The sequence below is a fragment of the Anaerococcus urinomassiliensis genome, from assembly GCF_900128425.1.
Classification (GTDB): Bacteria; Bacillota; Clostridia; order Tissierellales; family Peptoniphilaceae; genus Anaerococcus; species Anaerococcus urinomassiliensis.
The window spans coordinates 975,322-998,461 of record NZ_LT635782.1 but is presented as its reverse complement, the minus strand read 5'-3'; the positions used below and the strand labels follow the sequence as shown (position 1 = coordinate 998,461).

Sequence of the window (23,140 nt, the reverse complement as noted above, 5' to 3'; positions counted from 1 at the left end):
GGGTAAATATATACAAACGAAATATTAATATATTGGAAGGAGATAAAATGACGAAAAAAGATAAAAAACATGATTTCAAGAAAGCCCCTCTAACTCCTCCAGGATTAGATAAAGCTAAAAAAGTAGCTGATAATGCTAAACAAAAAGACTTAAAAAATAATAAGGTTGATAACAAGGGCAAGGCTTTTACTACAAATAAGGGTCTAAAAATGGCAGAGGAAGAATTTTCTCTGAAAGCAGGTCAAAGAGGACCAACTCTTATTGAAGACTTCCACTTTAGAGAAAAAATGCAACACTTTGACCACGAAAGGATCCCTGAAAGAATAGTTCATGCTCGTGGTGTAGGTGCTCATGGGGTATTTAAATGTACAAAAGATATGAGTGAATATACTAAGGCTGGATTATTTACTGAAGAAGGAAAAGAAACAGCTTTATTTACAAGAATTTCTACAGTAGCAGGCTTTAGAGGATCAACTGATACCCCTCGTGATGTACGTGGTTTTGCTATAAAATTCTATACTGATGAAGGAAACTATGACTTAGTTGGTAACAATATGCCAGTTTTCATCATCCAAGATGCAATTAAATTCCCTGACTTTGTTCACGCTGTAAAACCAGAACCAGATACAGAAGTACCACAAGCCCAATCAGCTCACGATACTTTCTGGGATTTTGTAACTCGTAACCAAGAGTCTGCGCATATGACAATGTGGCAAATGAGTGATAGAGCAATACCTAGATCGCTTAGAATGATTGATGGATTTGGTGTCCATACTTATAGATTTGTAAATGCAGAAGGAAAGGGAACTTTTGTAAGATTCCAATGGAACCCACAATTAGGAGTTCACTCAAGGGTTTGGGATGAGACTTTAAAAGTTTCTGGTAATGATCCAGATAGCCATAGAAAAGACCTTTATGATGCTATAGATGAGGGTGACTACCCAGTTTGGGACTTCTGTGTACAACTTTTACCAGAAGAAAAAGAATTTGATTTTGACTTTGATATCCTTGACCCTACGAAAGTTTGGCCAGAAGAAGATATTGAAAAAATCAAGATAGGTGAAATTACTTTAAATAAAAACGTAGACAACTACTTTGCAGAAACTGAACAAGTTGCATTTAACCCAGGTAATGTTGTACCAGGTATTGACTTTTCTAATGATCCACTACTCCAGGGTAGATTATTCTCATACACGGATACACAACTAATCAGACTTGGCGGACCAAACTTTGCACAAATTCCAATTAATAGACCAATAGTAGATGTTAATAACAATCAAAGAGATGGATGGCACCAACATATGATTCCAAAAGGACCAGTTTCATATATGAAATCATCTATTGATGACCAATCACCATACTATGCTACACCTGAAGAGGGTGGATATGAGCACTACCAAGAAAAAATAGATGCTAGAAAAATTCAAGCTCGTGCAGAAAGCTTTAGAGATCACTTTAGCCAAGCTACAGCTTACTACAAATCTTTAAGTGAAGTAGAACAAGACCACATCAAAAATGCCTTTTCATTTGAACTTGCTAAGGTTAAAAGGCCAGAGATAAGACAAAATGTAGTAGATATGTTTGCCAATGTTGATGAAGACCTAGCTAAAGAAATTGCTAAAAATATAGGTGCTGATAGGCCAGATGCTGAGAGAGGATTTGACCCAGCAGGTGTTAAACCTACTAAGGAAGCTTTAAAAGTTAGAATGCCAGAATTCTCACAAGAAGATACTATATTTAAGCCTGATACACTAAAAGTAGGTATTTACTCTGATGATGAGGATGACTTTGACTTTAAAACTCTTACAAAAGCTCTTAAAGATAAAAAAGCAAAACCAGAAATCATCCAAGAAAACTTACAAGATACAAAAGATGGTTTAATGGTAACTCACAGATACGAAACAGTGCATCCGGTGCTTGAAGATGCTCTTATTGTAGTAGTACCAGAAAAACCATCCCATGCTTTTGAGAAAAATGTAGGCGAGTTTGTAAAAGAAACTTTTAAACACTACAAACCATTATGGATTATAGGAGATGCTAGTGATATCCTTAGTGATGATAAACAAAAAGCAGATGGTGTAATGGTAACTAAGGATGGCAAGGATGTAGATAAATTTATAGAAAACTTAAGCAAACAAAGATTCTGGGATAGAGACGGATCAAATTAGTCAAAAAAATACCACTAGGCGGGAAATCCTACCTAGTGGATTTTTATTTTGAATTCAAAATAAAAAAAGCATTATATTATGCTTTTTGTACTTTTCCAGATTTTAAACATTTAGTACATACGTTGATTGATTTTGGAGATCCATCTACTATAGCTCTTATTTTATGCACATTTGGTTTAAAAGTTCTGTTAACATTTTTGTGTGAGAAAGTAACAGTATTACCTGATCTTGTACCTTTTCCACAAATATCACATGCTTTTGCCATATAAACACCTCCTAGCTTTTTACAATTAATCTTTATTATTTTACCAAATTAAGAGCAAAATTACAAATTTTTTTATATCAGATAAGAATTCAAATTAAGGTATAGTAAATAATAAGATTTAATTTATTAAATCTAGGAGGACGTATGGATTATAAATCTATCTACGAGGGCAAGGACTTTGGGGATATTTCCTATGGTACAGCTCTCAAAGATTACACAACTTGGGGCATCGGCGGACCAGCTGATGTGCTAGTTAAAGTAGAAAATGAAAATCAATTAAAACAACTTTTGAGATTTAACAACAAAAACAATATAAAGACAACTGTAATAGGACTTGGATCAAATCTTCTAATAACAGATAAGGGTATAAGAGGATGTGTTCTAGTCTTAGCTGACAATTATGATGATATCAAGCTTAATGGAACTGAGCTTACTGTTCTTGCAGGTACTTCACTAAACAAAGCAGCAAAATATTCAATTGCTCATGGACTAACTGGTATGGAAGAAATATCTGGTATACCAGGCTCAGTTGGTGGGGCAGTCTCTATGAATGCTGGTGCTTATGGCAAGGAAATCAAGGATGTTTGTATAAGTGTAAAAGCATTTGACCTAGCTGGAAATGAATATAACTTTACAAATGATCAGATGAATTTTTCTTACAGACATTCAAAAATATTTGACCAAGATCTTATAGTTTCTAGCGCTACTTTTAAATTACAAAATGACGATAAAAACGAAGCTATGGCAAAATACGAGGATTATACAAATAGACGTGAAACTAAGCAACCGCTAGATAAGAAATCTGCAGGTTCTACTTTTAAAAGGCCAGAAGGCTCATACGCATCAAAGCTTATTGATGAATGTGGACTAAGAGGTTACAGAGTAGGAGATTGCCAAGTTAGCGAAAAGCACTGTGGGTTTATCATAAATGCAGGAGAAGCTACGAGTGCCGATATGCTTGCCTTTATAGAAGAAGTTGCTGGCATTGTATATGATAAAACAGGTTTTAAGTTAGAACGCGAGGTTAAATTAATCGGAGACTTATAATGAAACTTAAGATAATTACTGGTTTAAGCGGATCTGGAAAGACAACTGCTCTAAGAGCTTATGAAGATATGGGTTACTATGCTATGGACAATTCACCAGCATATTTGATAGAGAAATTCATCGAACTAAATGAAACTCAAGCAAATCCCATAGAAAAAATGGCAGTTGTAATAGATTTCCGTTCTCACAATCTAGATAGCGATATGAAGCAATCTTTTCTAAATCTCAAAGAGAAGAATGAAGATACTGAAATAATATATATTTATTGTAATGATAGTGTGCTTTTGACTAGATACAATGAACATCGCAGACCTCATCCACTGGGTGATTTTGGCAATGTAGCCGATGGAATAGAAAAGGAAAAAGAACTTTTAAAGGAAATAAGGCAAATATCTGATAGATTTATTGATACCAGTAATTATAATGCAAAAGAACTTAAGAAAGTTATAGAAGACTCAGCATCTAACGAGAACAATATGATAATAAATCTCTTATCATTTGGCTATAAGTATGGGGTTAGCGAGGACTTTGACTTTGTCTTTGATGTAAGATTTTTGCCAAATCCATTTTACATTGATGATCTTAAGCCACTTAATGGAACAGATGTAAAGCTTAAGGCTTATTTGGATCAATTTCCTATAATTGATGAGTTTTTGGATGATATCTATAAGTTATTAACAAAACTAATTCCCGAATTCAAAAATCAGGGCAAAAATACCCTAACCATTGCAATTGGGTGCACAGGGGGCAAGCACAGGTCAGTTTACATTGCTCAACGCTTGTATGAAAAAATGAAAGAAGATGATTATATATTAATTATGAAACACAGAGAAAAGGATAGGTGGTAAAATGCAATATTACAAAAGACTACCCTTAAAAGATGTAAAAAACGCTAGGGAACTTGGTGGTGTGCCAACTATGGATGGCAAGGTCACCAAGTGGGGCAAATTTTTGAGGACAGCCACCCTCGATGATATAAAAATTGATGATATAAAAACACTAAAAGACTATGGTGTAGAATCAATAATCGACTTAAGAAGAGCAGGAGAGATTCCCTTTGATAGCAAATCTCATGAGCTAATCAAAGAAAACTTCAACTACAATCATATATCTTTAGCTCCATCTGAAGAATTCCGTAAGGAAGAAATCCAACAAATTATCAATAAAGAAGTGTCTATTGGGTCTACGTATAGAAATCTTATAGACAATTACCCTAAGGTTAAAGAGATAATGGAAGTATTTGCAAAAACTGATGGCATAAGCTTATTTCATTGCCAAGAGGGCAAGGATAGAACTGGTATAGTTTCTATGATTTTGATGGGTCTTGCTAATGTCGGTAGATCTGACATCATAGCAGATTATGAAGTTTCATCTGCCTACCTTGGATATATAGAAAGATATGACGAACACGAACCATATTCTATATTTAGGATTACCAATCCATATTATATGAAAGAAGCCTACGAATACGTAGCTCGTAAATACGATTCTTTTGAAAATTATCTAGCTTATGCAGGCGTAGATGAAAATACAATTAATAAGGTAAAGAACAAATTAGTGGACTAGGTGGTCAAAATGTCTTTTTCAAAAAGATGTAAAAAAGAAGTATTAAAAAAAGAGCCTATAGATGCTCGTGCTGAACTACTTACATTCTTTCAGTATATTTCAAGTATCAGGATTTCAAGAGCTAGCTATCAGGTGATTTTTAAGACTTATTCAAATACCATAGCCAGATATATTTACAATCTAATCAAAAAAGTATATGCTTATTCTCCAATCTTTGAGATAAAAGATATGGATAAAGATAGGCTATTTTCAGTAATTGTCGAAGAGGAATCCATATCTCAAGAACTCATGGATGCGTCTAATGAGTTTTTTATAAACAAGGATTCATATCTGGAAGATGTATCCCTTGATGATATAAAGTCATATCTTAAAATTGCCTTTGTATTGAAAGGATCAGTAAACGACCCTCAAAGAGGCTACAATCTTGAGATTTCAACAAATTCTATAGAAGAATCTGTACTAACAAAAGAGTCTATGGATATCTTTGACCTAAATCCTAAAATTAACGACAAGGGAGAAATAAAGGTAGTCTATCTTAAAGATAGCGACAAGATTTCAGACTTTTTGGCTATAATTGTTGCCAATAAGTCCTTATTTGAGCTTGAAGATGTAAGAGCCATGAAATCAATTAGAAATAATATCAATAGGCAAACTAATTTTGATAAAGCCAACATTGATAGAACTGTGACTGCATCATTAAAGCAAGTAGATGCCATAAAGGCTATATTTAACGCTGGTATGTTGGATGATTTGTCAGATGAGATGAAAGAATTAGCTGAGCTTAGACTAGTAAATCCATATACTGCTATAGAAGAATTGGGACAAATGTTAGATCCGCCTATGAGCAAGTCCAAGGTTAATTATAGGTTACAGAAATTTATTAAGATGGCTGAAGATTTGTGAAAACAAGTCTTTTTTAATTAAGGATTAAGTATGGAAAATAAATTTACTCACCTACATGTGCACACAGAATATTCACTATTAGATGGATTTTCTAGGATAAATCAACTGCTTGATAGGTGTCAAGAATTAAATATGGATTCTATTGCCATAACAGATCATGGGCAAATGTATGGAGTTATAGAATTTTATAAAGCAGCTAAGGCTAGGAACATCAAGCCAATCATAGGTTCAGAAGTTTATATATCAGAAGATGATCATCTAAAAAAAGACCCTAGCAATAGGCGTTATTACCATCTGATTTTGCTTGCCAAAAACAAAGAGGGATATAAGAACTTACTAAAAATAGTATCCGAAGCCTATGTTAATGGTTTTTATTACAAGCCAAGGATTGACTTTGATTTTATAAAAAAACACAAGGATGGACTCATTGCCCTAAGCGCCTGCCTAAATGGTGAAGTAAACCAGAGAATTTTAGAAAATGATATCAAAAAAGCCTATGAAACAGCGCAAAAATACAAGGATTTATTTGGCAAAGAAAATTATTATTTGGAACTACAAAATCATGGACTAAGAGAGCAAAGACAGGTTAATGAAGTTTTAAACAAAATACACAAAGACTTGGACATAGAACTTGTTGCGACAAACGATGTTCATTACATAAACAAGGAAGACGCCTACTACCAAGACGTACTCTTGTGCGTGCAAACAGGTTCCTTGATCAAGGATGAAGATAGGATGAAAATGCCTGCCGATGAATTTTACCTAAAAAGTTATGACGAAATGCAGGCGATTTTTAAAGATTATGACAGGGCAATTGAAAATACCCAAAAGATTGCAGATATGTGCAATCTAGAAATTGAGTTTCACAATCCTCACCTTCCATACTTTAGCAAATTACCAGAGGACACTACAAATCTTGAATATTTGACAGATTTGGTTGACCAAGGTTTGGCAAAAAAGTACGAAAATGTGACAGAAGAAATCAGGTCCCGTGCCCAAAAAGAGATTACAGTAATCAACAATATGGGATATATAGATTACTTCCTAATAGTATGGGACTTTGTAAAATATGCCAAAGACCATGACATAGCAGTAGGGCCTGGACGTGGATCGGCAGCAGGATCCATTGTCTCCTATGCCTTAGACATCACCCAAATAGACCCGATCAAATACCATTTAATCTTTGAGCGTTTCCTAAACCCTGAGAGAGTATCCATGCCAGATATAGACATAGACTTTGACTATGTCAGACGTGACGAAGTAGTAGAATATGTAAATGAACTTTATGGCAGGGACCACGTATCTCAAATTGTAACTTTTGGTAGGATGCAGGCTAGAAATGCAATAAGAGATGTGGGAAGAGTTCTTGATATTTCTTATGGCAAGGTAGATAGGATTGCAAAATTAGTTCCACAAGTCATTAATATGACCCTAGATAGGGCCCTTGAGGAATCAGAAAAGTTTAAAGAAGCTTACCAAAATGATGCAGAAAGTAAAAGACTTATTGACACTGCAAGAAAACTAGAAGCCCTTCCACGTCACACGTCCATACATGCAGCTGGAGTTGTAATGAGCAAGGAAATCTTGACAGACATAGTACCTCTTGCCCTATCCAATGATCTAGTAGTCACTCAATACAATATGACCGAGATAGAAGAGTTGGGTCTACTAAAGATGGACTTTTTGGGACTGAGGAATCTTACAGTAATCAAAGATACAATTAAGGATGTCAAGAAAAACCGTGGTATAGAAATTGACATAGAAAATATTGACGAAAATGATCCATATGTCATAAAACAGTTTAATAAGGCAAAAACCATAGGTTTATTCCAATTTGAGTCTGCTGGTATGAGAAATTTCTTGAAAAATTTGAAACCGACAGTTTTTGATGACCTTATAGCAGCAAACTCTCTCTTTAGACCAGGACCGATGGATGAGATACCAACATATATCCACAACAAAAACAACCCAGAAGATATATCCTACATTGATGAAAAATTAAAGCCAATACTAGGAGTAACTTATGGAATTATAGTCTACCAAGAGCAGGTAATGCAGATAGTTCAACAGCTTGGAGGATTTTCTCTAGGAGAAGCTGATAATCTAAGACGAGCCATGAGTAAAAAGAAGATGGATGTCATGGAAGCCAATAGGGAAGTTTTTGTTCACGGTAAGGTAGATGAAGATGGAAATGTTTTGGTTCCAGGATGTGCCAGAAATGGCGTAAGTGAGAAAAATGCAAATATAATTTATGATGAAATGATATCTTTTGCCAAATACGCCTTTAACAAGTCTCACTCAGCCGCATACTCATTGGTTGCCATTCAAACAGCCTATTTGAAACACTATTTCCCAGAAGAATACATGGCAAATCTCATATCATCTGTCATGGATAACACCTCAAAGCTCTATACTTATATTAGCGAAACAAAGGCAATGGGAATAGAGCTGATTGCTCCAGATGTCAATATTTCTTATGAAAATTTCCATGCCAAAGACGGCAGAATTATTTTTGGTCTTTCTGCCATCAAAAATCTAGGTATAAACTTCATAAATGCAATCGTAGGCAGTCGCAATGAGGGAGGGAAATTTACAAATTTCAAAAATTTCCTAGAAAGAGTTGAGGCATACGACTCAAGGGCCCTTAATAAAAAAGGTCTAGAATCACTTATTAAGGCTGGTGCTTTTGATTCTATGGGCTATAAGAGAAGTAGGCTTATGGCTGTTTATGAGTCGGCTATGACAAATGTCCATGAAGGTCAAAAAATAAATGTAAAAGGGCAAATGAACCTACTAGACTTTGCCGATGATACAGATAGTAAGTCAACAAACGATATCAATATGCCAGAAATCAACGAGTATCCAAAAAAGGTTAAACTTTCATTGGAAAAAGACGTATTAGGTTTTTATATATCTGACCATCCTTTAAGTGATGCAAGCGATAGGCTATCAAAGCTAGTAAACTTCAAGAATTCATTCAAAGAAGATTTGACAGACTTAGAAATCCAGAGATTGGACAACAAATATGTTACAATGGCAGGAATTATTACTGGCAAATCTGAGATAATGACTAAGTCGAGGACCCTTATGTCCTTTGCAAGCTTGGAAGATATGTACGGAACAATTGAGATGGTTATTTTCCCAGAGACATACAGAAAATATAGAAATTTAGTTGATGAAGATAATGTAGTCCTAGTAAAGGGTAAATTACAAGTAGATGAAAATGATGTGAAATTACTTACATCAGAATTTATAGACATAGAAAGTTTGAATCTTGATGTTTTATACCTGAAAACTGAATATAACAGGTATAATAATTTGAAGAGGATATTACAAGAATCCCAGGGAGATACCCCTGTTGTGATATATTTTGCGGATAAGAATAAATCAGTCAAACTTGACCAGAGACTTTGGATTAATGTTAATGATAATTTAATGGAAAAACTGTATAATTTTCTTGGAAAAGAAAATGTTAAGTTAAATTAAGGAGAATTATGAAAACTATAGGAATTTTAACAAGTGGTGGCGATGCGCCAGGCATGAACTCTGCTATAAGAGCGGCAGTCCGTACAGCATTAAATAGTGGAATGAGAATTAAGGGTATCAGAAATGGATACGATGGCTTGATGAAAGGTGATATCTATGAGATGAATGTATCATCTGTTGCAGATATCATACATAAGGGTGGTACTATACTAGGTACTGCAAGAAGCCTAGAATTTAAAAGTAAAAAAGGTCAAGAAAGAGGAGCTCAAATCTTGGCAGACTATGGTATTGAAGGCCTTATAGTAATTGGTGGTGATGGTTCCTTCCAAGGAGCCAAGGCTCTTTCAGATCTTGGGATCAAAACCGTAGGAATACCAGGAACCATAGACAATGATATGGGATACACTGACTTTACAATTGGATTTTTCACAGCTATGGAAACCGTATCAGATGCTGTAGGCAAACTTCGTGATACATCCAGTTCTCACGGTAGAGCTGTTGTAATAGAAGTAATGGGCAGAAACTGTGGCGACTTGGCACTATTTTCTGGTCTTGCAGGTGGTGCAGAATCTATCATAGTACCTGAACACGAATTTTCAATAGATGAAATCATAGAAAAAATGGAACACGGCAAAAAAAGAGGTAAGCTTCACCACCTTATAACCCTAGCAGAGGGAGTTGGTGACCCATACTCTGTAGCAAATGAACTAGAAGAAAAGACAGGAATTGAAACAAAGGTTACAGTATTAGGTCACGTACAAAGAGGTGGCTCACCATCAACAGTTGATAGGCTACTAGGTTCAACAATGGGAGCTCACGCAGTAGAACTTTTACAAGAAGAGAAGACAGGACTTGCTATTGGCTATGCTAATGGAAAACTAATTGAAGTTAGCATTGATGAAGCAATAAACTCTAAGTCACAGTTTAACGAGAAACTATACGCATTAGCAAATAATCTTTCAAGATAGGAAGGAATCATAATATGAATCAAATGCCAGAACACTTAAAAAAGACAAAAATTGTTTGTACTATTGGTCCATCATCTGAAGCTCCAGAAATCCTTGAAGAACTTGTAAAAAGTGGGATGAATGTTGCAAGACTTAATTTTTCCCATGGTACACACGAAGAACACTTAGAAAAAATCAAAACAATAAGAAAAATTAGACGCAAATTAAATACACCTATAGCTATCATGCTAGATACTAAGGGACCAGAAATTAGGACTGGTAACTTTGACGTTGATGAAATTTTCCTAAAACCAGGAGATACATTCACCCTTACAACTAGGGATGTAATTGGTAATCAAGATATTGTATCAGTATCTTATGCTGGTTTACCAGAAGATGTAGAAGTGGGAAGCGAAATATTTATCGATGATGGTCTAGTACAACTAGAAGTAGTTGATATAAAAGATGGTACAGATGTAGTTTGTAAAGCACTAAATAACGGTGTTTTATCCAACCATAAGGGAGTTAACCTTCCAGGACGTCAGACAAATCTACCAGCTATAACACCTAAAGATATAGACGATATCAAGTTTGGTATAGAAAATGATATTGACTTCATAGCTGCTTCATTCGTCCGCAAAAAAGAAGACGTATACGACATCAGAAGAGTACTAGAAGACCACGGTGGCGAAAACATCAAAATCATATCAAAAATAGAATCTCAAGAAGGTGTAGACAACGTCGATGAAATTATCGAAGCATCTGATGGTATCATGGTAGCGCGTGGTGACCTTGGAATAGAAATTCGTACAGAACTTATACCAATTGTCCAAAAAGAGTTGATCAGGAAAACAAATCTTGCATCAAAACCAGTTATAACTGCAACACAAATGCTTGACTCTATGATTAGAAACCCAAGGCCAACTCGTGCAGAAACAACAGACGTTGCAAATGCTATCATAGACGGAACAGACTGTGTCATGCTCTCTGGTGAAACAGCTGGAGGAAAATATCCAGTAGAAGCTGTTCGTACAATGAGAAATATCTGCATAACAACAGAATTATCAGATGACTTTAATAAGAATGTATACGAAACAGACATATCAAGCTTAAACAACGTAACAAACTCCATAGCAAGAAACACTTGTGAAATTGCCAAGGAACTTGAAGCATCAGCTATCATTTCATGTACATCAAGTGGTAATACATCAAGAGTAATCTCTAAATTTAAACCAAGAACAAATATAGTTGCAGCCACAACAACAGAAAAAGTTGCAAGACAACTATCTGTAGTATGGGGAGTATATCCAATAGTAATCCAAGAAGCCAAAGAGACAGATGAACTAATCGAAAGAGCAATATTTGGAGCTATCAACGAAAATTATGTCAATGAAGGCGATTTGACAGTAGTTACAGCTGGTATTCCATTAGGAATCTCAGGAAACTCAAACCTAATCAAAGTTCACATCATTGGCGACATCATCACAAGTGGTACAGGTATAGGAACCAAATCTGTAGCAGGAAAAGTATGTCTAGCATCAACTAAAAAAGAACTAGAAGAAAAATTTGAAGAAGGAGATATCCTAGTAGCCAAATTTACAGACTCTGATATCACAGAATATATCGAAAAGGCAAAAGCTATAGTAACAGAAGAAGGTGGACTAACAAGCCACACCGCTATAGCAGCAGTACACTTTGGAATCCCAGCCGTAGTAGGTGCCTTTAACATCAGAAACTTAGTAAATGATGGAGATATAATCACAGTCGATCCAATCGGCGGAGTAATTTATAAAGGAGAAACAAAAGTTATCTAATGATCCTAGAAGATTTAAAGATAATTGATATCATCCAAGACGGCAGAGGAGTAGCGAAAACTAAAGGCAAAACAGTCTTTGTAGAAAACGCAGTCTATGGCGAAACTCTCGATGCCGAAATCTTAGCCGAAAAGAGAAATTTCTTAGAGGCTAGGAAAATAAAAACAAATATAAAAAGCAAGTTTGAAAGAAAACCTCCATGTCCATATTTTTATGAATGTGGAGGTTGTTCTATAATGGATATCAATTATGACACACAAATAGAATTAAAAAAGAACTTGATAAAAAATGCAATCAAAAAATCAACAGGACTTGAAATAGAAGATATTGAAATATTAGAAAGCCCAGAATTTTCTTATAGAAACAAAATTCGCTTGCAAGTAGATAAAGATGGAGGACTTAACTATCTTAAGAATTATTCCGATGAGATGGTAACAATAGACGATTGTATGCTCGCAAGTGAGATAATATCAGAAAATTTATCAGAAATCGAAAAAATAAGTAGAGATATCAACCAAAATTGTGATGATTTGATAAAAGAAATATCAATCAGAACTAACGGCAAAGATATATTATTAAATCTCCATGGCAAATTTTTTGAAAAATCACAAGAATATATTAGAAAGATATACCAAAATTCAAAATATCTTATTAACCTCATAAACGGTAGAGAGATAATCCACATAAGTGGCATTGGGAATCTTGACTTTAAAATTGGAGAAAAAGCATTCAAGATATCTGCCGACGATTTCTATCAAGTAAACCAATACCAAATAGTAAACTTATATAAAGTTGCAAGAGTTTTCTTAGGAGAAAACCAAAAACTCCTAGACCTCTACTGTGGATCTGCAACAAGCTCCATGTCAATAAATGATGACCACATTGTAGGAGTAGAAATCAACAAAAATGCCATAAAAGATGCCAATGAAAATGCAAAAAGAAATGGACTCAAAGACTATAAATTCATAGCAAAAAATGCAAGATTCATCGATAATAACTTTATAAAAAAAGAAAAAATTGATGCAATAACAGTAGACCCACCAAGAGCAGGCCTAGATAAAGATGTAGTAAAAACAATAGCAAATTCAGGCATAGAAAAAATAGTCTACATATCCTGCAACCCTCAAACCTTAGCTAGGGATATCAAAAGATTTATGGATAGGGGCTATGAACTAAAGAAAATAAAGGCAGTAGATATGTTCCCTCAGACTATGCATGTGGAGACTATAGCGTTGATACAAAAGATATAAATTTAGAAATCCTGCATTTTAAGCAGTTTTACAAGCATTTTGTCTTTGAAAAAGATGAAGAAGGATACGTCAAAAAGACTCAAAAAAACTATATGGACGTAAGAGTAGTTTTGAGACTAGTATGAGGAAACACAAAAAATATAATTAACTCATTTTGTACTTTCTACAAGAGTAGCTTAAAAGGCTGCTCTTTTTTTATTGAAGGGAGTAAGGATTCGTTACATCCTTTACAAAAGATAAAACAATCACAACCTAACTTTACATATTCGCTTTTATATCATATAATAAAAGCGTAAACGAGAGGAGGGAGACTATGAATACACTTAAAGAATATATACAAGAAAATTTAGTAATTACCAACAAAGAAGCGGAAGACCTTGGATATAGTAGGCATAATCTATCAGAATTAACAAAGAGCGGACAATTAGAAAGATTAAGACCTGGACTATATCAATTAAAAGGAAAAGTAATAGACGATTTTGTTTTAATATCATCAAATAGTAACAGGATTATATTTTCCCATCAAACAGCCCTCTACCTCCATGATCTATCAGACAGGACTCCAAATGTATTTCACATATCTGTACCTCAAGGCTATAATGCAAGCCATATTAAAAATAGATACGAGGATCTGCAAGTCCACTATGTAAAAAAAGAATTATACGAAATAGGAAAGACAGAAATAAAATCACCACAAGGTAACCTCATTCCAATTTACGATATAGATCGAACAATTTGCGATATCATAATCGACAGAGAAAGAATAGATAAGCAAATTTTTACAGAAGCAATGAAAAGATACTTCAAATCACCAAATAAGAACCTAAGACGACTCATAAAATACAGCAGACTATTTAAAATAGAAGATGAAATTAGAAAATATATGGAGGTATTATCGTGATTAATATCGAGAGTATAAAGGGCAAGATAAGAAGTCTTGCAGAGAAGAAAAATCTAAAGTCGCAAGAAGTTTTGCAAATATATTTCTTTGAAAGATTTTTAGAAAGACTATCTAAATCACAATACAAAAATAATTTTGTAATCAAGGGAGGATTCCTTATATCATCTTTAATTGGGATTGAAAATAGAACAACTATGGACATGGATACAACCATTAAAGGTATAGCCCTAAAAGAAGAAAGAATAAAAGAAATTGTAGAAGAAATTATAAATATAAATATAGACGATGGGATAAAATTTGAAATAAAAGATATCTCTTACATAAGAGAAGAAGACGAGTACAAGAACTTTAGAATTTCACTAATAGCAAATGTTGGGAAAACTAAAAATCCGATGAAACTTGACCTAACAACAGGAGATGCAATAACGCCAAGAGAAATAGAATACACCTATCCTTGTATCTTTAGCAAAGAAGATATAAAAATAATGGCATATCCAATAGAAACAATTTTAGCAGAAAAATACGAAACTATAATCAGAAGAAATATAACAACAACACGAATGAGAGACTTCTACGACCTATACACCCTCTACAAGCTAAAAAAAGACCAGATAGACTATAAAGTTTTAAAAGAAGCAATAGAAAGAACCTCAAAGAAAAGAGGAAGTCAGGAGATAATGAAAGACTATAAGGAAATAATTGAGGATATAAAAGAAGATTCATACCTAAGATCCTTGTGGGAAGTATATCTCAGTGAAAATAAGTGTATTGGAGATTTGACCTTTGATAAGGTTGTTGGTGTGGTTACAATTTTATCAAATAGAATTAACGAGATGTAATTAAACAGACACTGTCTGGCAAATCATAGGCAAGAAAATATTAAAGACTAAAGAAGTGGAATTAATCTAATTCTTTTTTACCTTTTGATCAGAGTATTTAAAACTAAAAAATTGTATGTCAATTGTTCAGCCTAAGTAGATAATAAAAAAGTGTAAACAATAAGGAGGTAGTATGGAAGTATTAAGAGCTCGCAGTTTATATGATTATATTAAAATTCTTAAAGAAAAAAATTTATTGGATGCATATTTTAGGGGAGAATCTAGGAAATATACAAATATTGCAGCATCATGTTATAGAGATAATTTTAACGATTCAGATAGATCTATAATTGATGAGATGATAGATGAATATTTCTATGAAGTTAGTGCGCAATTAAGTGATATTGAAAAGTCAAATTTCATATCTTATTCGCAACACCATGGGTTGCCTACAAATTTAATAGATATTACAAGTTCAGCTTTAGTTGCGTTATACTTTTCTTGTTGTGATAACTTTGAAAACACAGGATATATTCATATATTTAAGAAAAATAATTTTATAAAATTTAGTGATGAAATTTCAGGAAGAAAAATACAATACTTTTATAATGATTTAATCGAACAAAATGAAACAAAAGTTATGTTTTATAATAAATTTGTAAATGATAAACTAAAAGTGGTCCAATAATCGATTAATTCTAATCGAAAAATGGTCCACTTGTTTTAGTTTGTACTCCGTATGTAAAGTATAGGTACGGAGGTATGTGAGGTGATTAAATTAATGGATAAGAATGCAATAATAAGACTTAAAAATCAAGGATATTCAAATAGAGAAGTATCTAGAATACTTAAGATTAATAGGAAGACTGTAGCTAAATATTGGAATAAGTACCAGGAAGATGTTAAGAATTTAGATAATCCTAATTTAGATAGAGCATTAGTTCAAGAAGAAATTGCCAAGGCGCCTTCCTACGATTCTTCTAATAGAAAGAAGATCAAATATACAAAAGAAGTAGATGAGTATCTTGATCAGATTTTAGAAAGTGAGAAAAGAAAGGATTCTATCTTGGGTAATCATAAGCAAGCTTTAAGCGTTGTTCAGATTCATAAGATGATTGTTGATAAGGGTTTTGATATATCTTATCCTTCAATAGCAGTTTATGTTAGAAAGAAAAGAGAAGCTTCTAAAGAATGCTTCATTAAGCAAGTATATGATTTTGCTGATAGGTTAGAATATGACTTTGGTGAACTTAAGCTTGTAATCGATGGCAAACTTGTTAGTTTAAATATGGCTGTTATGAGTTCCCCAGCATCTAATTTTAGATGGGCTTATCTATACACAAGTCAAAATCAAGATGTATTCTTTGATTCACAAGTAAGATTTTTTAATATGATTGGAGGAATGTATAGAGAAATAGTCTATGATAATATGAGAAATGTTGTTAGTAAGTTCATAGGTAGAAATGAAAAAGAACTTAACCCAAGATTAATAGAGTTTGCCAACTACTATGGCTTTTCAGTCAATGTAACCAATTGTTTTTCAGGAAATGAAAAAGGTCATGTTGAAGGAAGTGTTAGGATAATTAGAAAGAATGCTTTTTGTGAAAAATACGAGTTTGATTCAATTGATCAAGCACAAGAGTACTTAAATTCTAAACTTATCCAGTTAAATAAGGACTCTAAGATTAATGAGGAAAAGAAACACCTTCTAGTCCTAAGACCTACTTATGAACTATCAAAAGTATCTTTTGCTAAGGTAGATAAGTATTCTTTAATACAAGTTGATAAAAACAAGTATTCACTACCAGATTACATGGTAGGAAAAACTGTTCTTGTTAGAGCTTATGCTAGGGAAATTAAAATATATGTAAATGATAAACTTCTAGCCGTTCATAAAAGAAAAGATGGTGCTAATGAATATAGCATTGACATCACTCATTACCTAAAATCATTAGCACGCAAACCAGGTGCAATTCGTAATTCTCTCGCCTTAAAAAGTCATCCTGATTTAAAAAACATCTTCGATAAATACTTTACCTCTAACCCAAAGAAGTTCATAGAATTAGTAGAGCTTAACAAAGATAAGGATATTGATCAAATAGTTGATATCTTAAATAACTATTCTAACACTAAGAAAGAACTTGATGTATTAGATATAGTGAAAACCGATAAAAAAGAAGCTGACATAGAAATAAAGGCAAGAAAAATAGTTGCCTCCTATGACTGCCTTGTAATTGGAGGCTAAGATGAATATTAAAGAAGCTTCTAACATACTTAAGCTCTCTTATCTAAGAGAGTCATATGAGGATTTAATAGAAGAATCATCAAATCTAAACTTATCTAACGAAGAATTCTTAAAACTTTTCTTAGAAAGAGAGGTAGAAAGAAGGAAAAACAACGGCATAGCAAGAAGAATAAGAAATGCCAAATTTATCAACAAGAAATTCTTAGAAGACTTTGATAAAACAAAATATTCTTTAGAACTAAACAAAAAATTTGAATATCTTGAAACACTAAAATTCATAGATAACAAAGAAAACATAATCATGATAGGAACACCTGGTTGTGGTAAAACTCATTATGCAACTGCCTTAGGTATTAAGGCATGTATTGCTGGAAAGAATGTACTATTTACCTCTGTTCCTAACCTTGTGATAGAACTACAGGAGGCTATGAGTAAAAATCAAATTACTAACTACAAGAAGAAATTTGAAAAATATGACTTGGTGATCTTAGATGAGCTAGGTTATGTTTCCTTTGATAAGATAGGCTGTGAGATTCTTTTTAACCTATTATCATCTAGAAATGATAAGGGTTCGATAATTTTAACAACGAATTTAAACTTTGAAAGATGGGAGGAAGTTTTTAAAGATCCTATGCTTACTGGGGCTATAGTAGATAGACTTGCTCATAGGGCCCATATTATGGATATGTCTAGAGAAAAATCTTATAGGATGGAAGATACAATGGAGTGGTCAAAGAATATATGAAATATATGTAAAAAGTCTTTCCCCTAGGGGAAAGGACAAGTGTGGTCAATATCTTTACTATATGTGGACCACTTTTCGATAATAACTGTGGACCAATTTTCGGTTGACATTTACATAAATTATTAGAATTTTATAAGAATAATAGAAAAGGATTCATAATTTCATTATCTAATAATTTAAATATGATCAAAGTTTTATTAAAAAAAAGTAAAGGTAATGTATTTACGTCTGAAATAATAAAATCTGTAGATTGGTATGATAAGGGGATTAAAGAAGGATACATTATGGATAGGCCAAATGAATTAAACCAAAAGCTACTTCAAGTATTTCTTAAAAATAAAAATGAAGAGCTGAATATGTGGAGGGATATTTTTTTTCAATTATCAAAATTAACAAATTATTCATTTGAACTAAAAGTACAGAAATTAGAAGATTATGTAATAATATATCTAACAACTTTTATATATTTGTTAATTCAAAAGTATAGTAATAATATTTATGAAGTACCTGATTTTCCAATGATATTATATTACCCTAATATTAATTTTGATAGAATGACATTACAATCTGGTAGATTTATTTATCAAAATATCTTATATTCACCACTTAATATTTTGAATAGGCAAGAAAATAGAGACTATATACAGAAAATAATTCCTGATATTTCCATAGAAATTGAAAATAAAATAGAAATTGTAAAAGATTTAGATTTATTGGGGATAAATAGAAAAAAATTATTTAACGATCCTGATAACATAGCAAAATATGTGCATAAAAAGAGTAAAGTAAGAAAATCAAAATTTGAATTACTAGAAGATTTTTATATAGAAGAGGTATAGATAGAGTCCGTATAATTGTGTAAAAAGAAAAGGTCATTTGAAACCTAAACTAGTACAATGTTTTCAACGACAAAAACCAACTAGGAGGAACAAATGACCCAATTACACTTTACAATTAATCAAGAAGAAATACAAAATTTAATTAATGAATCTGTAGATAATAAAATTGCTAAATCTATCTTAACAAAAGTTTTTAATGAACTTATGGAAAAAGAAAGAGACGAATATTTAGAAAATACAGCCTATCAAAGAGATCCTAGCAGAACTACTTATCGCAATGGATACTACGAACGTGACTATACAACAAAAATAGGAACATTAACTTTAAAAGTACCTAGAACAAGAGATGGTAAATTCTCGACAGAACTATTCGAAAGATATCAAAGAAATGAAAAAGCCCTACTTGCAACCATGCTAGAAATGTATATTCAAGGAGTATCAACAAGGAAAGTATCCAAGGTAATAGAAAACATGTGTGGTAAAACATATTCTAAATCCTTTGTATCATCCCTAACTAAAGAGTTAGACGAAGAAGTAAAACTATGGAGAAATAGTGACCTAAGTTCGATTAAATATCCTTATGTAATTGTAGATGTAGTATACATAAAAGTAAGAGAAAACAATCGAGTAGTATCAAAGGCCTGTCATATTGCAATAGGAATAAATGAAAAAGGAAATAGAGAAATAATAGGCTTAGACTTAAGCTCTAGCGAAAGTGAATACTCTTGGTCAAACTTCTTTGAATATTTAAAATCTAGAGGGCTATGCGGCCTTAAAATGGTCATATCAGACGCCCATAAAGGCCTAGTAAAAGCAATAAAAGAAACATTCGTAAATGTAATATGGCAAAGATGTCAGGTACATTTCTTAAGAAATATCCTATCAAAAGCACCAAAGAAAAACACTGAAGACTTTAGAACTGATATAAAAACACTATTTAAAATCCAGGATATAAACATAGCAAGAAAAATGAAGGATGAGATCTTCTTAAAATACGAAAACGAAAAGAAATTTGAAAACTCATTAAACGCCTTAGATGAAGGATTTGAAGATACCTTTGCATACCTAGCTAATGATGTAATTCATAGTAGACTTAGATCAACAAATTGCTTAGAAAGATTAAACGAAGAAGTTAGAAGACGAGAAAAAGTAGTTAGAATATTCCCAAATGAAGAATCAGCTATACGATTAATAGGCGCAATCCTCATTGATATCAATGAGGATTGGATAACATCTTCTAAATTGTATATTAAAATGAAATAGTAATTATTGTGCTAGTAAATTTTACACAATATTATGGACTTGACTGAGGTATAAGAAATTATCATTTTATATAAATTATATATTAAACAAAGAAAATATTTAAAATTAAATCAATGTTGGAGTCGAAAACTATACTATAGAAAACTTTAAAGTAAGTAATTTTCAATTATTTATAAAGATGACGATGGAAATTTATATCAATTGTTAATCATATTGCGATAAGATTAAAGATTCAGAAAACCAAAACAAGGAGATTTTGTTAAAATATTTGGACAAGTAAAAACAAGTATTGATAACAAAGGGAAAGAACATAAAAATGTCCGTATTTTATCTTCTAAGCTCTTAAAAGCAAAAGAACAAGTAAATAGTCAAGATAAAGATGAAAAGACCATATTAGGATAAATAAAAAGCTTTAGAACAGATGAAAAAACTAAGTAAAGTAAGAAATATTACATCGAATGTACGAGGGATAAAATTCGGCAGTCTTTGGACTGCTCTGATTTTTTATTTAATAAAACTATGGTATAATATACGAAGAAAAAATTCAATTATATGAATATTAAGGATGATATTATGAAAATAAACTATAATGGGTTATGGAAACTTTTGATAGATAAAAATATGAACAAAAAAGATTTGCAGAAGAAGGTTGGTATTGCTCCAGCGACGATAGCAAAGATGGGAAAAGGCGAATTTGTTAGTATGGAAATTTTATACAGAATATGTATTTCTCTAGATACTGATTTTGGGGAACTAATTTCTATTGCGGAGGAGAATAATTGAACAATATAATTAAGAAAAAAGAATTGATTGAAATTGTTGAACAGGCATTGTATAGTGATGAATTAGCGATTTTTGCTGGCGCAGGACTTTCTATAAATGCTGGGTACTATAATTGGGAAAAGTTATTAGAAAAACCTGCAAAGGAGTTGGAATTAGATATATCAAAAGAAAAGCATGATTTGATTTCTTTGGCTCAGTTTTATTGTAATAAAAAGAAAAGAAGTGCTATTAATGAACTTTTATCAGCTTCATTTCCCTCTAATAAAAAACCTACGGAAAACCATAATATATTATCACAGCTTCCAATTTCTACATATTGGACAACAAATTTTGATACGTTAATTGAAGACGCCTTGAAAGAAAATAATAAAAATGTTTCTGTCAGAAAGGGTGATAAGGATTTACAGCTTTCATATAAAAATTATGATGCAGTTGTATATAAAATGCATGGAGATATTCAAAGTCCATCTGATGCAGTAATAACTAGAGATGATTACGAAGAATATGGAATTAATAGTAGAAAATTATTTAGAGATGTTTTAGAAGGAACATTGCTGACAAAGACTTTTTTATTTTTAGGATTCAGTTTTAGTGATCCAAATTTTAATTTTGTACTTAGTAAAATGAGAGTTTTGCTGGGAGATGATAACAGACCACATTATTATATATTAAAAAAAATTGCTGAACCTAATAGGAACAAGTTTGAAGACGAAAAAGAATATAAAAAAGCAATGGACGAATACAAATATGATTTAATTAAACAAAGCCTACAGATTGCTGATTTAGACAGATATGGAATAAAAATATGCTTAATTGATAGTTATGAAGAAATCACGGAGATATTAAAAATCATATTAAATAGGTATAAAAGAAAAACTGTGTTTATTTCTGGAAGTGCAGAAACTTATACTCCATTAGATGCACAAGAAGCTAAGGATTTTATCAGGAAACTATCTTTTGAACTTGTTAAGAACGGATATAAAGTTGTTAATGGATATGGATTAGGTGTAGGGACTTATGTAATAAATGGAATCACTGAATATTGTTATGATCACAGGGACATTAAAATTGAAGATAGCTTAAAACTGATGCCTTTCCCATTAAGTGCAATAAATAGTGAGCAACTTAGGACAACTTGGGAAAAATATAGAGATGAAATGATTTCTCAATGTGGTATAGCAATTTATATGTTTGGTAATAAACAAAAGGATGGAGAAATTATTAAAGCTGATGGTGTAAAAAAAGAATTTAATATTGCTGAATCATATCAATTAGTGAATATACCATTAGCATTTACTGGGTTTATATCTCAGGAATTATATTCTGAAAATAGTGATATGGTTAAAAATATTTTAAATGATGAAGAAATTCAGTATATTACTAAATTTTGTGATATAGACACTAATGTTGATGCAATAATTAAAATAATAAATAGACTTAACAGTAAGGAGGAATGTTAATATGGCAAGAAGAGTATTTTTTAGTTTTCATTATGATGAGGATATCAATAGATCGATGATAGTAAGAAATAGTTGGGTTACTCAAGGCAAAGAAGCTGCAGGTTTTATTGATAAGGCGGAATTTGAAAAAATTAAAAGGAATGGTGAAAATGCTGTTTGCAAATGGATAGATAAGCAACTAGAAGGAACTTCAGTTACTGTAGTCCTAATTGGTAAAGAAACATTAAACCGTCCATTTGTCCAATATGAAATAAGAAAAAGCATCGAAAGAGGAAATGCAATAATTGGGATTCATATACATAATCTTAGAGATATGATAACTCAAAGGACAACAGTAAAGGGTAATCCACATACTATTATTGGATATTATAATCATGATACACCTGCGTATTTTGACTATATTTGTGATGATTTGTATGACTATTTGGAAGACAATGGATATTATAATTTGGGAAGTTGGATTGAAAAAGCAGCACGAAAAAAAGGAAAATAAATGTGTAAGTTGATAAAAACATCAACGTGATGGGTTATTAAAAAGAATAAGTGTAACTGAAAAGGAAATGAGTATCCAGAATATATTCATATAACTTAGCTCGATGAGTGAGAGTAATATTATTCAGGAAAAAGGTAAAGTCAGGAC

Annotated in this window: 20 protein-coding genes and 1 pseudogene; 20 read left to right on the top strand and 1 reads right to left on the bottom strand. The window is 32.4% G+C overall.

All coding sequences use genetic code 11. The features are described from left to right. Positions 1–47: 47 nt before the first annotated feature. The gene (locus BQ7474_RS05795; RefSeq protein WP_073998017.1) at positions 48–2,168 is read left to right on the top strand and encodes a catalase; all 2,121 of its coding nucleotides are present in this window, start codon (positions 48–50) and stop codon (positions 2,166–2,168) included. Positions 2,169–2,244: 76 nt separating this feature from the next. Here the strand turns inward: BQ7474_RS05795 and rpmB are convergent, their stop codons facing one another. Further along, positions 2,245–2,433: a 50S ribosomal protein L28 gene (gene rpmB, locus BQ7474_RS05790; protein WP_073998016.1), complete on the bottom strand. Its 189-nt coding sequence runs from the start codon at positions 2,431–2,433 to the stop codon at positions 2,245–2,247. A gap of 144 nt (positions 2,434–2,577) precedes the next feature. Between rpmB and murB the strand changes: the two genes are divergently transcribed. The 19 genes and pseudogenes from murB to BQ7474_RS05695 all read left to right on the top strand — a co-directional run bounded on the left by murB (position 2,578) and on the right by BQ7474_RS05695 (position 22,993). Continuing rightward, entirely contained in the window at positions 2,578–3,480 is a 903-nt protein-coding gene (gene murB, locus BQ7474_RS05785) for a UDP-N-acetylmuramate dehydrogenase (protein ID WP_073998015.1), read from the top strand. Further along, positions 3,480–4,328 carry an RNase adapter RapZ gene (rapZ, locus tag BQ7474_RS05780; RefSeq protein WP_073998014.1) on the top strand — a complete coding sequence of 283 codons (849 nt, stop codon included), beginning with the start codon at positions 3,480–3,482 and terminating at the stop codon, positions 4,326–4,328. The genes murB and rapZ overlap by 1 nt, the downstream gene beginning before the upstream one ends. Position 4,329: 1 nt before the next feature. Beyond that, positions 4,330–5,046, top strand: a complete 717-nt coding sequence (locus tag BQ7474_RS05775) for a tyrosine-protein phosphatase (RefSeq protein WP_073998013.1) — start codon at positions 4,330–4,332, stop codon at positions 5,044–5,046. 9 nt (positions 5,047–5,055) lie between these two features. Next, positions 5,056–5,949, top strand: a complete 894-nt coding sequence (whiA, locus tag BQ7474_RS05770; protein WP_073998012.1) for a DNA-binding protein WhiA — start codon at positions 5,056–5,058, stop codon at positions 5,947–5,949. A gap of 30 nt (positions 5,950–5,979) precedes the next feature. Beyond that, the gene (locus BQ7474_RS05765; RefSeq protein ID WP_073998011.1) at positions 5,980–9,435 is read left to right on the top strand and encodes a DNA polymerase III subunit alpha; all 3,456 of its coding nucleotides are present in this window, start codon (positions 5,980–5,982) and stop codon (positions 9,433–9,435) included. A gap of 8 nt (positions 9,436–9,443) precedes the next feature. After that, positions 9,444–10,403: a 6-phosphofructokinase gene (pfkA, locus tag BQ7474_RS05760; RefSeq protein WP_073998010.1), complete on the top strand. Its 960-nt coding sequence runs from the start codon at positions 9,444–9,446 to the stop codon at positions 10,401–10,403. A 14-nt stretch (positions 10,404–10,417) separates the two neighbouring features. Then, the gene (gene pyk, locus BQ7474_RS05755) at positions 10,418–12,196 is read left to right on the top strand and encodes a pyruvate kinase (RefSeq protein ID WP_407922700.1); all 1,779 of its coding nucleotides are present in this window, start codon (positions 10,418–10,420) and stop codon (positions 12,194–12,196) included. After that, positions 12,196–13,446, top strand: coding sequence for a 23S rRNA (uracil(1939)-C(5))-methyltransferase RlmD (rlmD, locus tag BQ7474_RS05750; protein ID WP_073998009.1), 1,251 nt, complete (start codon positions 12,196–12,198; stop codon positions 13,444–13,446). Before pyk ends, rlmD begins: the two co-directional genes overlap by 1 nt. Positions 13,447–13,759: 313 nt before the next feature. Further along, the gene (locus tag BQ7474_RS05745) at positions 13,760–14,347 is read left to right on the top strand and encodes a type IV toxin-antitoxin system AbiEi family antitoxin domain-containing protein (RefSeq protein WP_073998008.1); all 588 of its coding nucleotides are present in this window, start codon (positions 13,760–13,762) and stop codon (positions 14,345–14,347) included. Then, complete coding sequence (locus tag BQ7474_RS05740; protein WP_073998007.1) at positions 14,344–15,186, top strand: nucleotidyl transferase AbiEii/AbiGii toxin family protein; 843 nt, start codon at positions 14,344–14,346, stop codon at positions 15,184–15,186. Before BQ7474_RS05745 ends, BQ7474_RS05740 begins: the two co-directional genes overlap by 4 nt. Positions 15,187–15,358: 172 nt before the next feature. Further along, on the top strand, positions 15,359–15,853 hold the full coding sequence (locus BQ7474_RS05735) for an FRG domain-containing protein (protein ID WP_235821482.1): 495 nt from the start codon (positions 15,359–15,361) through the stop codon (positions 15,851–15,853). A 93-nt stretch (positions 15,854–15,946) separates the two neighbouring features. Continuing rightward, positions 15,947–17,410, top strand: a complete 1,464-nt coding sequence (istA, locus tag BQ7474_RS05730) for an IS21 family transposase (protein ID WP_073998006.1) — start codon at positions 15,947–15,949, stop codon at positions 17,408–17,410. A gap of 1 nt (position 17,411) precedes the next feature. Beyond that, positions 17,412–18,155, top strand: coding sequence for an IS21-like element helper ATPase IstB (gene istB / locus BQ7474_RS05725; RefSeq protein ID WP_073998005.1), 744 nt, complete (start codon positions 17,412–17,414; stop codon positions 18,153–18,155). A gap of 284 nt (positions 18,156–18,439) precedes the next feature. Beyond that, entirely contained in the window at positions 18,440–18,994 is a 555-nt protein-coding gene (locus BQ7474_RS05720; RefSeq protein WP_143179986.1) for a hypothetical protein, read from the top strand. A gap of 93 nt (positions 18,995–19,087) precedes the next feature. Beyond that, entirely contained in the window at positions 19,088–20,257 is a 1,170-nt protein-coding gene (locus BQ7474_RS05715; protein WP_073997053.1) for an IS256 family transposase, read from the top strand. Positions 20,258–20,369: 112 nt separating this feature from the next. Next, positions 20,370–20,656, top strand: a pseudogene (locus tag BQ7474_RS10690) (DNA-binding protein); the annotation flags it as partial. Between the two features lie 174 nt (positions 20,657–20,830). Continuing rightward, entirely contained in the window at positions 20,831–21,040 is a 210-nt protein-coding gene (locus BQ7474_RS05705; RefSeq protein WP_073998003.1) for a helix-turn-helix domain-containing protein, read from the top strand. Next, positions 21,037–22,500, top strand: coding sequence for an SIR2 family protein (locus BQ7474_RS05700; RefSeq protein ID WP_073998002.1), 1,464 nt, complete (start codon positions 21,037–21,039; stop codon positions 22,498–22,500). Before BQ7474_RS05705 ends, BQ7474_RS05700 begins: the two co-directional genes overlap by 4 nt. Position 22,501: 1 nt before the next feature. Continuing rightward, the gene (locus tag BQ7474_RS05695; protein ID WP_073998001.1) at positions 22,502–22,993 is read left to right on the top strand and encodes a TIR domain-containing protein; all 492 of its coding nucleotides are present in this window, start codon (positions 22,502–22,504) and stop codon (positions 22,991–22,993) included. Positions 22,994–23,140 lie beyond the last annotated feature (147 nt).